General features: G+C 33.0%; 21 protein-coding genes. 11 read left to right on the plus strand and 10 right to left on the minus strand.

The window, feature by feature from the left end; all coding sequences use genetic code 11:
* The first annotated feature begins 7 nt into the window (after positions 1–7).
* Entirely contained in the window at positions 8–1123 is a 1116-nt protein-coding gene (locus MKX53_RS08235; protein ID WP_093534438.1) for a virulence factor, read from the plus strand.
* Between the two features lie 221 nt (positions 1124–1344).
* On the opposite strand, the gene MKX53_RS08240 is transcribed toward MKX53_RS08235, so the two are convergent.
* Positions 1345–2217 (minus strand): LysR family transcriptional regulator, encoded by an 873-nt coding sequence (locus tag MKX53_RS08240; RefSeq protein WP_093534436.1) that lies wholly within the window; start codon positions 2215–2217, stop codon positions 1345–1347.
* Between the two features lie 136 nt (positions 2218–2353).
* Here MKX53_RS08240 and MKX53_RS08245 point away from each other — a divergent pair, with 136 nt between their 5' ends.
* The 3 genes from MKX53_RS08245 to MKX53_RS08255 all read left to right on the plus strand — a co-directional run bounded on the left by MKX53_RS08245 (position 2354) and on the right by MKX53_RS08255 (position 4162).
* Positions 2354–3103: an alpha/beta hydrolase gene (locus tag MKX53_RS08245; RefSeq protein WP_093534434.1), complete on the plus strand. Its 750-nt coding sequence runs from the start codon at positions 2354–2356 to the stop codon at positions 3101–3103.
* A 120-nt stretch (positions 3104–3223) separates the two neighbouring features.
* Positions 3224–3649, plus strand: coding sequence for a hypothetical protein (locus MKX53_RS08250; protein WP_340910531.1), 426 nt, complete (start codon positions 3224–3226; stop codon positions 3647–3649).
* A 21-nt stretch (positions 3650–3670) separates the two neighbouring features.
* Positions 3671–4162 carry a GNAT family N-acetyltransferase gene (locus MKX53_RS08255; protein WP_340910533.1) on the plus strand — a complete coding sequence of 164 codons (492 nt, stop codon included), beginning with the start codon at positions 3671–3673 and terminating at the stop codon, positions 4160–4162.
* Positions 4163–4401: 239 nt separating this feature from the next.
* On the opposite strand, the gene MKX53_RS08260 is transcribed toward MKX53_RS08255, so the two are convergent.
* Positions 4402–4575 carry a hypothetical protein gene (locus MKX53_RS08260; protein ID WP_175496158.1) on the minus strand — a complete coding sequence of 58 codons (174 nt, stop codon included), beginning with the start codon at positions 4573–4575 and terminating at the stop codon, positions 4402–4404.
* A 497-nt stretch (positions 4576–5072) separates the two neighbouring features.
* On the opposite strand from MKX53_RS08260, the gene MKX53_RS08265 reads away from it, so the two are divergent.
* Complete coding sequence (locus MKX53_RS08265; protein ID WP_340910536.1) at positions 5073–5468, plus strand: MFS transporter permease; 396 nt, start codon at positions 5073–5075, stop codon at positions 5466–5468.
* A gap of 726 nt (positions 5469–6194) precedes the next feature.
* Here MKX53_RS08265 and MKX53_RS08270 read toward each other — a convergent pair.
* The 4 genes from MKX53_RS08270 to MKX53_RS08285 are packed head-to-tail and all read right to left on the minus strand — an operon-like array spanning position 6195 to position 7731.
* Positions 6195–6377, minus strand: a complete 183-nt coding sequence (locus MKX53_RS08270; protein WP_175496157.1) for a tyrosine-type recombinase/integrase — start codon at positions 6375–6377, stop codon at positions 6195–6197.
* Between the two features lie 23 nt (positions 6378–6400).
* The gene (locus MKX53_RS08275) at positions 6401–7039 is read right to left on the minus strand and encodes a tyrosine-type recombinase/integrase (RefSeq protein WP_340910539.1); all 639 of its coding nucleotides are present in this window, start codon (positions 7037–7039) and stop codon (positions 6401–6403) included.
* A gap of 26 nt (positions 7040–7065) precedes the next feature.
* Positions 7066–7335: an Arm DNA-binding domain-containing protein gene (locus MKX53_RS08280; protein WP_340910541.1), complete on the minus strand. Its 270-nt coding sequence runs from the start codon at positions 7333–7335 to the stop codon at positions 7066–7068.
* Positions 7336–7374: 39 nt separating this feature from the next.
* A complete protein-coding gene (locus MKX53_RS08285; protein ID WP_340910544.1) occupies positions 7375–7731 on the minus strand; it encodes a helix-turn-helix domain-containing protein in 357 nt (118 codons plus the stop codon).
* A 427-nt stretch (positions 7732–8158) separates the two neighbouring features.
* Here MKX53_RS08285 and MKX53_RS08290 point away from each other — a divergent pair, with 427 nt between their 5' ends.
* The gene (locus MKX53_RS08290; RefSeq protein WP_340910545.1) at positions 8159–8518 is read left to right on the plus strand and encodes a hypothetical protein; all 360 of its coding nucleotides are present in this window, start codon (positions 8159–8161) and stop codon (positions 8516–8518) included.
* Between the two features lie 289 nt (positions 8519–8807).
* On the opposite strand, the gene MKX53_RS08295 is transcribed toward MKX53_RS08290, so the two are convergent.
* From MKX53_RS08295 to MKX53_RS08310, 4 genes are all read right to left on the minus strand, one after another.
* Positions 8808–9077 (minus strand): hypothetical protein, encoded by a 270-nt coding sequence (locus tag MKX53_RS08295; RefSeq protein ID WP_093534420.1) that lies wholly within the window; start codon positions 9075–9077, stop codon positions 8808–8810.
* Positions 9078–9146: 69 nt separating this feature from the next.
* On the minus strand, positions 9147–9407 hold the full coding sequence (locus MKX53_RS08300) for a hypothetical protein (RefSeq protein WP_340910546.1): 261 nt from the start codon (positions 9405–9407) through the stop codon (positions 9147–9149).
* A gap of 239 nt (positions 9408–9646) precedes the next feature.
* Positions 9647–9928 carry a hypothetical protein gene (locus MKX53_RS08305; protein ID WP_093534416.1) on the minus strand — a complete coding sequence of 94 codons (282 nt, stop codon included), beginning with the start codon at positions 9926–9928 and terminating at the stop codon, positions 9647–9649.
* A gap of 248 nt (positions 9929–10176) precedes the next feature.
* A complete protein-coding gene (locus MKX53_RS08310) occupies positions 10177–10380 on the minus strand; it encodes a hydrolase (RefSeq protein WP_093535676.1) in 204 nt (67 codons plus the stop codon).
* Between the two features lie 490 nt (positions 10381–10870).
* Between MKX53_RS08310 and MKX53_RS08315 the strand changes: the two genes are divergently transcribed.
* From MKX53_RS08315 to MKX53_RS08335, 5 genes are all read left to right on the plus strand, one after another.
* The gene (locus MKX53_RS08315) at positions 10871–11347 is read left to right on the plus strand and encodes a hypothetical protein (protein WP_340910548.1); all 477 of its coding nucleotides are present in this window, start codon (positions 10871–10873) and stop codon (positions 11345–11347) included.
* 163 nt (positions 11348–11510) lie between these two features.
* Positions 11511–11765 (plus strand): hypothetical protein, encoded by a 255-nt coding sequence (locus tag MKX53_RS08320; RefSeq protein WP_340910550.1) that lies wholly within the window; start codon positions 11511–11513, stop codon positions 11763–11765.
* Between the two features lie 91 nt (positions 11766–11856).
* The gene (locus MKX53_RS08325; protein WP_340910552.1) at positions 11857–12009 is read left to right on the plus strand and encodes a hypothetical protein; all 153 of its coding nucleotides are present in this window, start codon (positions 11857–11859) and stop codon (positions 12007–12009) included.
* A 224-nt stretch (positions 12010–12233) separates the two neighbouring features.
* Positions 12234–12437 (plus strand): hypothetical protein, encoded by a 204-nt coding sequence (locus MKX53_RS08330; RefSeq protein WP_093534410.1) that lies wholly within the window; start codon positions 12234–12236, stop codon positions 12435–12437.
* Between the two features lie 68 nt (positions 12438–12505).
* Positions 12506–13135 (plus strand): hypothetical protein, encoded by a 630-nt coding sequence (locus tag MKX53_RS08335; RefSeq protein WP_340910555.1) that lies wholly within the window; start codon positions 12506–12508, stop codon positions 13133–13135.
* The last annotated feature ends 87 nt before the right edge of the window (positions 13136–13222 follow it).

Genomic DNA, 13222 nt, shown 5'->3' on the forward strand with positions numbered 1-13222 from the left:
TGTAAGCATGAAAATAGTAACGATTGAACCAACACCAAGTCCAAATACCATGAAAGTTGTGATTGATCAGGAATTACCTTTTGGTAAAAGTTATAACTATAAAAAAGACAATATAGCGGATGCACCAAAGGAAATTCAAGCTCTATTTACAATCGACGGTGTTAAAGGTGTTTATCATGTGGCGGATTTCCTTGCTATTGAACGGATTGCAAAGTTTACATGGGAAACAATCTTAGCAAGCGTGGAAAATGTTTTCGGCGCTGCTAATGATGAAGTCAACGAGACAGTTACACCTTTAGAACATTACGGGGAAGTATACGTTCATGTGCAGCAGTATAAAGGAATTCCACTTCAGGTGAAGGTATTTGATAGTGAAACTGAATCGAGATATGGACTATCAGAACGCTTTATTAAGGCATTAGACGAAGCGATGGAAGGCGATAAAGAAAACTATATTTTGCTTCGTAAATGGGTAGATTATGGCGTTCGTTATGGCGATCAAAAGGAAATAGGCGAACAGTTAGTAAAAGAACTGGAAGCTAGTTTCCCGCAGAGCAAGCTAGGACAGCTTATAGCAGATAAAGATCTTAACGAAGAAGATAAAAAACCAATTAGAGTACCATTTACATTAGCACAATTCGAGGTTAGTGAATGGGAGCAACGTTTCCAATTACTAAATAACTTGATCAATCCAGAAATTGAGGACTTACCTATACTAGAGCGAGCAGTGCAGGATGAGCAAGTCTCTATTCGACGTTTAGCTACTGTTTACCTAGGATTGATAGAAGATGAAGCTGTTGTTCCCTATTTAGAAATGGCGCTAAAAGATAAGAGTTCAGCAGTTAGACGAACAGCTGGAGATGCGATGAGTGACTTAGGGTTCGAACAATTTGCTGATGCCATGAAGATTGCTCTCTTTGATAAAAACAAACTAGTTCGCTGGAGAGCAGCGATGTATTTCTATGAAGTCGGCGACACAGATTCACTTCCAGCTCTTAAGGAAGCAATGGACGACAAAGAATATGAGGTTAAACTCCAAGTTCTCATGGCTATTGCACGTATTGAGGGTGGAGAAGAAGCAAAAGGTTCTGTTTGGAAACAAATGAGTGAAGCAAGAAAATAGCATGTATTTTAAACGCAAGAAAGCTGTTCACTAAGATGAACTGCTCTCTTGCGTTTTTTGTTCTATGGGATAAAAATAATGGAGAAATATAATGTTCCGCTAGTAAATCATTAGCTAGAGCGAGTATTTAAATAATGAGGTCAGTAACTGGAAAAAAACGTGAGATCTAGATAGTGAGCGAAAGTAAATGCCAGGGCTAGACACAAGTATAGCTGCTATTCTTATACCAGAAAGTAATCCAGAACAAATTGGTGAAATAATTTAGCTGCGGGGGAAAGATAGCGATCTTTCACTACGGCCATACCTATTACTCGTTCGTAGGAAGCGTCTTCAATTTTCAATTTAGTCATTTTATCCATTTCTTCTCCGTAAGGTAAAATGGAGTATCCCAGTCCAGCAGCTATAAATCCTGCTACAGTAGCAACTTCATCACCTTCAAAGGAAATAATAGGTTTTAACCCTTCATTCTCGAAAATTTCGTCTGTTGTTTTGCGCAGTGCATAGCCTTTTTTTAGTGCTATAAAGGATTCGTTTGCTATTTCTTTTAACCGGATACTCTTTCGTGCTGCGAGGGGATGGTTTGTTTGCACTATAACAAATAATTCATCCCGCCAAAGTTCTGTCCATTCAATCGGATTTTCGTGTTCCATGGAAGCTAGCAAACATAAATCCAAACTACCATGTTTTAGTTCTTTCAACTGTGTATGTGTATGATTCTGATGAAACTTAAACGTGATATGTGGATACTCCTTATGAAATGCCCGGATAATATTGGGAACTGTACTTGTTCCTAAAGTATGTAAAAATCCTAGTGAAACTTCTCCGTGTTCAGGATTAATAATATGTTGTATTTCCTCTAAACCTTGCTCCATTTCTTTCATAATATTATTGACCGTCATTAAAAACAGCTGACCGTATTTGTTTAATATAATAGAGCGACCTTGTCTATCAAATAAAGGGACACCAATCTCTTTCTCTAAGCTTGCAATAGATCTGCTTAATGCGGGTTGAGAAATAGAAAGGATTTCTGCTGCTTTCGTCATATGTTGAATCCTAGCTAGTGTCTGAAAATATTCCAATCGCTGCCATTCCATTTATATCATTCCTTTTCGTTCATTCATGCACAAAAGGTATCGTACTGATAAGAATAATAAATTATACATTATAAATAGTCAATGCTACTATAAGTTTAACGGACTAATAGTTTAATGAGATAAAGGGGATATTTAAATGAAAGTTGTAGCACCTAAGGCCTTTACATTAGAAGGCGGTAAAAGAGCAGTATTATTGCTTCATGGATTTACAGGGAGCACGAAGGATGTAAAAAGATTAGGGCAATATTTACAAAAAAGAGGCTATACTTGTCATGCGCCTATGTACAGAGGACATGGACTAACCCCAGAAGAATTATTATTAACTAGTCCATCCGAGTGGTGGCAGGATGTAGTAGATGGCTATAATCATTTAAAAAACTTAGGCTATGAGGAAATTGCAGTAGCAGGGATCTCCCTTGGAGGAGTTTTTTCATTGAAAGTGGCTGAAGAGTTCCCCGTAAAAGCGGTAGTATCTATGTGTGCTCCTATAAAAAGAAACAATACAGACGGATTGTTTGATCGGTTATATAACTATGCTAAAATTTATAAATCATTTGAAGGCAAACCAACAGAAGTAATAATAGACGAATTAGAGACATTAAAAAACACCAACACCGAATCGCTTCATGGAGTTCATGAAATAACTGAAACGACCTGTGATGGCTTACAACGTATAAATTCTCCTATTTTAGTAATGCAAGGATCATTAGATGATGAGATATACCAAAAAAGTGCTTCTTATATTCATGAAACAGTTGAAACAGATGATAAAGAAATTATTTGGTATAAAGAATCTGGTCATATTATTACTCTTGGAAAAGAGAAAGAAAAAGTTTGCGAGGATGTTTACGAGTTTCTCAATCATATCGATTGGATTGCTTCTTAATAAGTTCATGATGAAACCTTTTACTTTAGTGCATGCAATTTTGTGCTTACTATGTAAAAGGTTTTTTCTTGTTGTGATTGTAGTATGATATGTAGTAATCATGATTCAGGAGGAATAACGTTGAGAATTATTAAAGTAATTTTTGGTATTATAATTTTTTTGGGCATTATTGTAGTAGGCGCATATTACTTTGGACCAAAGCTAGTTGCCGATCAAGTCATGGAGAAGATATCGCTAGAGTTACAGGATAGTGGAGAATTAGAAATGATAAAAAATGAAATTGAAAATGATCCAGAGCTTCAAGAATTTATAGCAGAAGGTAAGGATGTAGATAGTAGCAAACTACCATTTCAAACGAAAGAAGAGGCTACGAGAGCTTTGATAACAAAGTTTGGTATAAGTGAAATTCAAGAAATCCAATTAAAAGCTCAAAATGGGATGACAGTAGAAGAAAAACAGGAAATATTTAATAAGTTAGAAAGTAATCTGACGGAGGAAGAAATGCTTGCCTTAAAAGTATTGGCCTATAAGGAACTGTTCAAATGATTATATGGGGGGTAACATAATATGAATCTTAAACTGAAGGAAGTATTAGAAACAGAGAAGACTATTTTGCAAAATCTTTACTCATTATATCTTCATGACCTTTCAAAATTTACTACACTCTTAGATATTGGAGAACAAGGGAACTTTGAGTATGAGGAAATTGATGATTTTTGGGAATTAGATGGACTTACCCCATATTTCATCCTTTTAGATAAAGACATTATTGGATTTATGCTACTACTGGAAAGACCATTCCTAAAAAAAGATTATGACTTCGGTATAAATGATCTATTTATATTAAATAAATACAAAGGCCAAGGTTTAGGCAGAAAAGCAATACAGGAAATATTCGAAGTTAAGAAAGGGAAGTACTTTGTCATTGAATTAATAGAAAATAGTCCCGCAGTTTCGTTTTGGAAAAACGTTTATAGCGACTTAAATATTCAGTATACAGAAAAACAAGATGTAGTGGATGATGAACAGTGCCTAATTCAGACATTTACTATTAAGTAGCAGGAATGAGCCGAAATAAGTTCATTTCAGGAGAAACCTGACATGCAATGAGAGGATAAACATATTTAGCTATAATTACCAGGTTACTATCTATGTGTGACGGGTAATATAACTAGGAGATGCTGAAGATCTCCCTTCGTATTCTCAAACAATAGCTGAGCCCCACTGTTGAAGCGGTGGGGCTTTTTGTATTTCAGCAATCTAAGAAAATGAATATCAGTAAAAACACCTGTTAAGATCTATTTTCTAAATTCATTGTTCACATGCTCTCGAACGAGAAGTAGCTCGATTACATCTTGTGCGGAATAAGAATAAGAAGCGTGCTCAGGAACTAGTTCATTGTATTGTTTTACAATTTCATTGAGAGTTTGAACATAAAAATTATTTAAAGTTAGTTCATATTTTATCAACATATTCACCTACTTCTTTTTTAGGAAGTATGTACCTATCAAATCAAATATATACAGGTGATTGGCTATTCGATGAGCCCAATCAAAACTAAGTTCAAGGAGTCGATTAATCAGATCAGCTTCCACCATTTTGAAAAAAATGGTTACTACACCATGAAGCGGTTTTTGGAGAAATATACGAGGATTTAAATTTTAGATCGCCTCTGCTATACATAATTACTTTATTTTTAATTTTGTTTAATAAGTCAAGTTTACCTTCATAATGAAAATGAGCATAATATGCAATCTGACGAATGGTAATATAGAAAAAATCTTTTTCCTTCCATCAGTAAGTCAATAAAATTATTTGGTTTTTGTTGCTCTCGTTGTATGCAGACATTCTTTTCTTCTTTCAAACCACACAACAATGTGTTCAATATTGTTTATTGCTTAAGAATAGCCGTAGATGTAAGCTTTTAATAGACATTACACACCATACTAGAGAGGAAACGTGATCTATTTTGAAGAAAAAAATGATTATTTTATATATTGCTTTAGCAACACTTCTTATAATGATTGGTAAAAGTTTTATATTAAATGAAAGTGTCAAATATTATTTAGTTATTTTTATGTTCGTAGGCTTAGGACTTGCGCTATTACGTATTGGTGTAAACACTGCCATTAAAAAGATAAAAGGCAAGCATATTAGTCTTAAAATCCTGTTTTTTGCGGTACTTCTAGGTCTAGGTTTACCTTTTCAAAACTGGTTTCGAAAAAGTGTAATATTTGCGATGGATTCAGATTATATTTTGCCTTGTATTATTACAACTGCCGCAAGCGTTTTTTTCTTTACTATAATATTTGGCTTACTTTTTCCAAAAGATCACAAAAATCATACCAAAAAATTAGAACAGTAAAAGTCTCTCCCACCACTACATTTTGATCACCTATTTTACATTGCGTAACATAAAGCTAATTTGTAGTGGTGAATGAATATACTTCAGAGAAAGACTCAAAAATTACCTGCCTCCATAAAAGGAATTATCAAAAGAGATATAGCCGTTATCGTAATACTCTGAGTAAATCTTTTAGTTTTCATGAGGTAAAAATCTTACAAAATAATCTATATCTTCTTTTGAAACACCAATTTCTATAAACTTGAATTGGTGTTTTTTTCTTTGATAACAAGAGCAAATAGTATAGTGGGTCGATTAAATATGGATGGGTATAGAAAGAGAATTACTTTTTCGTAAAATCTTTTATTCAAATTTCATATGAAAGGTGGTTTTCTATTTGAGTTATATAAAAGAATGGGTAACTTGAAGATTTGGAGTTTGTTTAACATGTTGCACAAAAATATTTTCGGTTGAACAAGAAAGTCACAAAAATCACAAAAGAGTAAGCAAAACTACGAAAACAGGTTATTAACTTATGCTGTAAAATTGTTGTTATAATAGGATATGTGAAACTAATTGAAAGAAGGCGAAATCATGAATGCATACGATGAGTATAAGCATTCAAATCTTTCGTGAACCTTGGTGTATCAACGACGTTTATGAAGGGTAAATATTATCTTTTTAAAGAAAAAGTTACAAAAAGATAACATTTATCCTGGTTTTCTCCCAAACTTAGTTTTTTTAGATTTAATCCTTTAGTAAATCAGTAAATTTAGCATGCATTTTTTGTGAAGCATTATCTCTCATTCCACCAGTTACATGTAAATAAATTGCAGTCGTTGTTTTTGAATTTTTATGTCCAACACGATTCATAATGAAATTTAAATCCACTTCAGCTTCTGCTAACAAACTTATATGTGTGTGCCTCAAGATGTAAGTCCGGAATTGTTATTTTATAGTGTTTTTTCACCTAACCTCCGGACTGTTTGATTTAATGATTTAACAGTAGGGGGGATGCCATCTATATTCCCAAATACATAATCTGAAACAATCCATTCTCGAATTACACGATAATGAAATAACTCCTTCAACTTTTCAACAATAATATCATCAATATCAACTGTTCGAATACTACTAATGGTCTTGGGTGGAGTTAGATCAAAATCACCTCGTAGACTTTTCTTAGCGTAAGTAGTTTTGTTAATTCGAATACTTTTCTTTTCCAAATCAATATCTTCATATTTTAAAGCTATTGCTTCCCCTGGACGCATTCCTGTAAAGGCAATAGTATAGATTAATGTCCGATTCATTATATTTCGATGAGCATCTACAGTGTTTAAAAATACTTTTAATTCATCTGTTTCCAGATATAACTTTGATACATCTTCACCATTGGTCTCTTCGAGTGTTAGCTTCTTCTTTGGAACGAATACTGCTTCTACAGGATTTACTCCAATTACTCCAACTTCTTTTGCATAATTGAAAATCATCTTTGCAGCATTGTGAATTCCTCTAAGCGTATGGTAAGCTGTGCCTTTTTCAAATAAATCGTTTAATACTCGTTGTAAATTGAGGGTTGTTATCTCAGTCATCTTCAGCTGGGCTATATATTTATTAATTACAGTAATACAGTATGCTCAACTGTAGTTTCCTTGTTTCCTTTTAAACGGTAAAGATTTAACCATTGATCGCTGAATTTATTAAATTTTACTTTCGAATCAAAGCTATGTGATTTTTTTATTTCTTCAATAGCCTTTTCAACTCTTTCTTTAGCTTCTCCTTTGCTTTTGCCACGCCTAGCTATTTGTTTGCGCTTTCCGGTAAATGGATCAACCGGACCGTCCGCGATACATCTCCACGTGGTTTTATTAATTTGTTTAAAATGCATTAATAATTACCATCCAGTTTTCTGTTACTTAGAGACACTTTATTGAATGATCTCCCACATGTTTTTTAGTTTTTTAACGTCATCTTCTTTGTTATTTGGTAAAGATTTATACCATAGTTGTAACGAGGGGTTAGTAGGGAATGGTTCTTGTAATTCAGGATTAAATTTCTCATCATCCAAATATCCGGAAATTTTAATTAGTTTCATGTAATCATATTTATATGCTTTAGCTATTTGATGTAAAGTTTCTGGTGAAGGCTTTACTGGTTTGCCCGTTCGCTTATCAATTCCGTTTTCAAGAAGTGATAAATAAGAGTAACTAATATTCATCCGTTTAGCTGCCGTTCGTAATGACTCATCTCCTCGTAATTCCTTTAACAAATCAGCTAGTTTCATAGATATTATCCTTTCTCAAGATAGACATAAGCGTTCATCCTATTATCATTGTCGCTATGATTTTGAAGTGTGACGGTCACATCTGTTGTAGGAAACCCCCAATTGTTAGTCTTCATTTAAGCTACCTATATAAGTTTTGCATAGTATTGCACACATACTGTTGCAATCTCTTTTCTGCAAACTCGCGCTCAACACCAAATTTCTCTTGGATCATCCATATTGCTTTAGCTTCCGTGTTTCTAGTGTATCTAATATAAAAGTTGGGATGCATGCGTGTTCAGCAAAACTATTAGCTTTCCATTCTTGATATTCTTTAAAAGGCTCTGACCGTTCGGAAGTTTTATAGCATGCATCCTAGAGTTGTTGTGAGGGTGGCTTATTGATAATGCACAGTTAACCAAATTATGTTGAGTAGTAGGGTGAGCAATTGGATCAACTAACTATTTTCGAAGTGATAAATGAATTTGATGATTCAAAATGTAATTGGATTGATATACTAGGAGAATTTGAGATATGCACTGTATTAGCGGTAATACCAGCGGAAGGTTTTAGTCCATTAGAAAATCCATACAAATACGGAAGTGATGAATACGAAAAGGCTAAAAAAATATGGAGTGATTATACGTATGCTATTTTCAGTCAAATTGGCCCTGGTGAAAAAGCGTGGCAAATTGCTTGCAATAGATTTAGAGATTACAGAGAAAACAACGAGCCTTGTTTGATGGAGATCCGCAGAACTAAGAGGGGTGATGATTTTAGACCATCTCAAGTGATTGATTACATTTGAATCAAAATGTGATTTTATGTATGAGGTAAATTTAAAAGTTTATTTATGTCGGAGGCTAACCATTACTCATGACTGAGCATGGTTGCTGAAAGTCTGTCACGAAAGTAGATGATTGAGGATTGTCTCTACAATTAAGTAAATTAATTGTTTTAGAAACCTTTTCCAAATTCTCTTTCCATCTTTAGGCATGACTTTCACCTCCTTTTATGAAGATGATAATCCAAGAATAGGCTTTCCTCTTATTTTATTAGGTGGATACACATGATGCTATCTGTACATCTATGAACGCTTATTTATTTCTACGTTCCATTCTATCTATTTTTCTAGTTAATTGCTCAATTTGCTTTTGCATACTTTCTATTTCTTTGGATTGATCTGATTGGTTTTGAGGGTTTTGATTATTTGTTTTTTCTAATTCTTGTAAAGTAATCCCTGCAGCGATTGTCTGAAGAGCATCGCCCAATGTAGAAAGTGTTGTTCCAACTAAATTAAGCTTAGCTACATAAATATCTGGTGATTCAGAATTTTCATCCATTTGATGATCAATTCCATTATTCATTTTTACACACCCTTAATTTTATTCTGATTACTAAATTAAATTAAGTAAAAAATAATTATTTAACCATAATTATAAGTTATGGTAATTGACTTGTTTTTTTAGATTTTCTATTTCAGTATTTAAATAGTCAAGTTGTTTTTGCATGTTTTTACTTTCTGGAGTGTTACTTCGTTCTTGTTGTTGTCCTTCAAATGTTGTAAGTACTTCTGCCATACCAGCTAGGGCATCTGCAAGCGGAATTAAAGCGGCGTTGACTACCGGTAGAATAGATTGGTTGTTTGTTTGGAGATCTGGATAATTTTCTTCAAAATTTAAATTATTTTTGTTCAAATCATTAGCCTCCATTGTTTACATTTTCAACTTATATTATTCAATATGTATTTTTTCGTGAAAGGTTTTATATTTTTTAGCGCAGTTCGACCAAGATATGTACTGAGGGAATAGAGGAGAAATTCATTCCCTCAGGGTAAATAGTGTCTACAAAACAGTTTATTCTTACCATCTTAATATAGGTAGGCGCTAAAAGTTGAAAGTAATTGGCAAACCGAATAGTGTATTTTGTAAATTTTTTAATTTCTGTGTTTATTTCTGTAAGATAATATTGCAGTTTTTAGTGAAGCGTAATTCCCTATTGCAGCATAGCCATAAAACCATCCCATGAAAAGACCTGCAATAAAATGATGGCGGTGACTGATAAAAACTGAAATAAGAAGTCCTAATATTAAGGCTGTAAGAGGAACATATTTGGATTGTACTCGAAAAAGAATCTTAATTATTTGGGTAATGATTATGATTACGGGTATTGCGATTACAGCATCCCAAAAGTTTGTATGGATGGTTGGAAAATTCATTTAGTCACCTCTTAGATAGAGTGTCCAATTAATAAAAACCTAACCATGAAGAGACTAAGTTTGTTCATAAGATAATGTCGAAGTACAACCATACGGAGGGGGAAAGAGTGAATGAGACCAGAGCCTAGATCGGCATAATCAGCAGGCTTCCCAGACTGCTTTCGGCTCTAATTAAATAATTATAATCACAATATTGTTGTTTTATACAGGGAGGGACCTCTTCCATAAAGAAAGAGGTCCCTTATAACTCAGTCTGCTTCTATTCGTAAAGCTTGAATGTCTTGGCAATCTACGATAAGTGTTGAACCAGGTTCTGTTTCTGGATCATTAAAGAAAGCACAGCAATTTTCCCGATCAAAGGCAATAAAGATAACATCTTCTAAAATTTGGCCACCGGATAAAAAAACATCAACTTCAGTCTGTGTTTGTAATCGTCTTAATTGGTCACAAATGCAACCTTTACAGCGATTTCTATCATTCTCATTTGAATCTCTAAAACTCTCAGTAGACTGTCTATGTTTTCTACAGTCAAGTTTATTACATTCTGTACAACTCGAACTCATATTCAAGACCTCCTTTCCTGGCTATTAAAATCTAGCCTTACCTTTATAAAGTATGATGTCGCCATGAAAAGAGATTGTACAATTTGTCCAAAAATAATAAAGAGATTAAATTTGGAGTCTTAAAACTATTTATTTTCAAGAGTTTCATAAAATAACGTAGTAAAGGAGTGAGTAAAATCTCAATCACTGAAGGTTTTACGAGTATACAAGAATCACAGTTTTTGAAAATGATCACATCTAATTTGGTTCCAGTGAAATTATTAAGGAAAAGAAGGGTGTTGCAACATTGATCAAGTGTAATGGTCAGCAATATGTTGTGCAGCATCCATCACATATGAGAAGTAATCAGTAGCGAATATTGTAAATAGGAGGTGAAGATATGAAAATTACAAATGAAGAAGTTACAAGTAAACAACATGGTTTAAAGGCTGAGTCGAATAACGAAATTTTAAATTCATTAGTAAAAGAGACGATCACTCTAAATGGACAACTAGGACAAATCTTCAAGAATAGAATTGATGAGTTGAAACCAGTAATTGAAGTATTAAGAAAGAACAATTACTATTTTAAATACCCTGACAATGAATGTGAAGGGATGTCTACACGAGGCCCTATCATTGATTACAATAATAATCATTATTTTGTCTATTCCATTGATGAAGATTCTGTTTACAAAGTGAATAATTTTAACACAGATTCATCTGAGAAAATTCATTTTTTAAATTTCATCAAACAATGGGATTTTGAAAAAGCAATGAATGGATTAAATTATGTATTAGAATTGCAAGAACGCTTTTCAGAGATTCACAAGATAAATCAAATTGATATGAGAGCATTGATAGATAAATATTCTTAATATAGCATCTCTCTCGAGGTGCTTTTTCTATGTCTAAAAAAGCAAATAGCATAATGGGGTGATGCCATTGATTGAAAAGAGATTAAACAAAAAGGAAACCGGTGCGGGTAGTTTTAGCTATTCTGGCGATTATGTACTAGATGTATAAAAAGGAGGCGACAAAGTGGGAATAGTAATTTATAGAAAATCAGACAACAAAGTTATGTTAGAGGTAATACAACACCCTTTGTTTAATACGGAAGTATTTGACCGGTTTATTGAAACCGTTGGACACAAGGCTAGTGAATACGAAAAACTAGAAATAACAGCAGATGAAATGCCCCAAGCAATGCAGAAAGAAATAATCATTGTAGATGGTCAGATTACGTTTGGTGAGGATAAGAACCCGGTAGTACTTGAACTAAGTAATTCCTTCTGAAGCAGATGCGTTAACAGACTATATCGTCGATGTAGACTACCGAGTAACAATGATTGAACTAGGTCTATAAAAATAGAATGGAGAATGCAAAATGAACTTAACTTTCAGAGCATGTGAATCACAAATTGAACGTCAGTCTTATATTTCAAAAGAGGATATGCAACAGAAACTAGATATTTTTCTAGTCGGTGATCGTATTACTCAAACACAATATGAAGAGTTAACAGAGCAATTAAGCATATAATAAGCTAGAGTTATTTATTTTATTATTTGTAAATGATTGGGAAAATATATTTCACATATTTGATATTTTAGTGTATTGTTAATAAAAGTGTTAATATTTAGGAACTATTTGTTTTGAGTATTACGATAGTATTTGATTTTTACTTCAAACTCAAATATTTATCGTCTATATTTAGACAACTAGATTTTATTTGAGATTCTAATTAAAATACGAGGTGAAATTTAATGGAAAATCTAAAAGACTTTTTTAAAAATAATATAAGGTTTGTTTTAGGATTAATTGTTTACGTAGTTGGTATTTTTGTTATTCTTTCAATTAATTTTAATTCTTTTAACTTAACGCAAAAAATAATAATAACATCAATTGCTGCAATAATTTTTGTTGTTATAAATAAGTTGTTAAAAAGAAATAAAGTTAATAAAATCTAATATTTACCAAATTAGGTCGGAAATGTAAATTTGTGTGATATTATAAAAGAGAAAGGGGGAATTTTAAAATGAATAAGCTTTCTAAAAGTATATTATTAAAGTTAGGTATGGTGGTATCTATCGTTGTATTATCGGTGTTTGGAGGTTTTGTTGAAACTAATAAAACTAATGCTTATGACGAAGTTAATTCAGAGGATATAGCTACACTTGAAACTGCTTTAAATTTAATTTTTGAAAAAGGTATTGTAACCGATAAAAATGGGTTTACGCTTGGTTATGATAGAGCGATTTTTGAGGAAGAATTAAATGGTTTTGAAGATTATCAAGAGATAATTCAAGGGATGGAAGAAGCAGGGTTATTTGTGGAGGTAAATGAGAAAGGGTTTGATGATTCTTCGGTAATTACTCCCCTAATAGTGGCATGCGAGTGGCATTTAATGAAGGAAAAACCTGAATTTATTGCAGCTGAGAATAAGTGTTTATTAGCAGGATTAAAAGCAAATTACGGTCCAACGACAGCTCTTTCGACAATAGCCAATTTGATTTCTGATAAAGAATTTACTTTAGCTGCTAAAAAAATAGTAGCCCTAGGCATTAAGTCTAATATAGCTGGAATTGCTGTAACTTTAGGAATTGTAATGTACAATTGTAATCAAGACTTAGAGAAGAAATTCCCTGGAAAAAGTAATTGTATGTAATTATATAAACTATACTTTAAGTAAAAAATCGAGGTCCAATAATTTGGGTCTCTTTATTTTTGGAGAATTATCGTGTACATTTTAACA

This window comes from Psychrobacillus sp. FSL K6-4615 (assembly GCF_038008225.1).
Classification (GTDB): Bacteria; Bacillota; Bacilli; order Bacillales_A; family Planococcaceae; genus Psychrobacillus; species Psychrobacillus psychrotolerans.

Coding starts and splice junctions, on each gene's coding strand:
- MKX53_RS08235 (WP_093534438.1), top strand. CDS start 8: ATGAAAATAGTAACGATTGAACCAACACCAAGTCCAAATACCATGAAA.
- MKX53_RS08240 (WP_093534436.1), bottom strand. CDS start 2,217: ATGGAATGGCAGCGATTGGAATATTTTCAGACACTAGCTAGGATTCAA.
- MKX53_RS08245 (WP_093534434.1), top strand. CDS start 2,354: ATGAAAGTTGTAGCACCTAAGGCCTTTACATTAGAAGGCGGTAAAAGA.
- MKX53_RS08255 (WP_340910533.1), top strand. CDS start 3,671: ATGAATCTTAAACTGAAGGAAGTATTAGAAACAGAGAAGACTATTTTG.
- MKX53_RS08260 (WP_175496158.1), bottom strand. CDS start 4,575: ATGTTGATAAAATATGAACTAACTTTAAATAATTTTTATGTTCAAACT.
- MKX53_RS08275 (WP_340910539.1), bottom strand. CDS start 7,039: ATGACTGAGATAACAACCCTCAATTTACAACGAGTATTAAACGATTTA.
- MKX53_RS08280 (WP_340910541.1), bottom strand. CDS start 7,335: ATGCATTTTAAACAAATTAATAAAACCACGTGGAGATGTATCGCGGAC.
- MKX53_RS08285 (WP_340910544.1), bottom strand. CDS start 7,731: ATGAAACTAGCTGATTTGTTAAAGGAATTACGAGGAGATGAGTCATTA.
- MKX53_RS08295 (WP_093534420.1), bottom strand. CDS start 9,077: ATGAATAATGGAATTGATCATCAAATGGATGAAAATTCTGAATCACCA.
- MKX53_RS08305 (WP_093534416.1), bottom strand. CDS start 9,928: ATGAATTTTCCAACCATCCATACAAACTTTTGGGATGCTGTAATCGCA.
- MKX53_RS08315 (WP_340910548.1), top strand. CDS start 10,871: ATGAAAATTACAAATGAAGAAGTTACAAGTAAACAACATGGTTTAAAG.
- MKX53_RS08325 (WP_340910552.1), top strand. CDS start 11,857: ATGAACTTAACTTTCAGAGCATGTGAATCACAAATTGAACGTCAGTCT.
- MKX53_RS08330 (WP_093534410.1), top strand. CDS start 12,234: ATGGAAAATCTAAAAGACTTTTTTAAAAATAATATAAGGTTTGTTTTA.
- MKX53_RS08335 (WP_340910555.1), top strand. CDS start 12,506: ATGAATAAGCTTTCTAAAAGTATATTATTAAAGTTAGGTATGGTGGTA.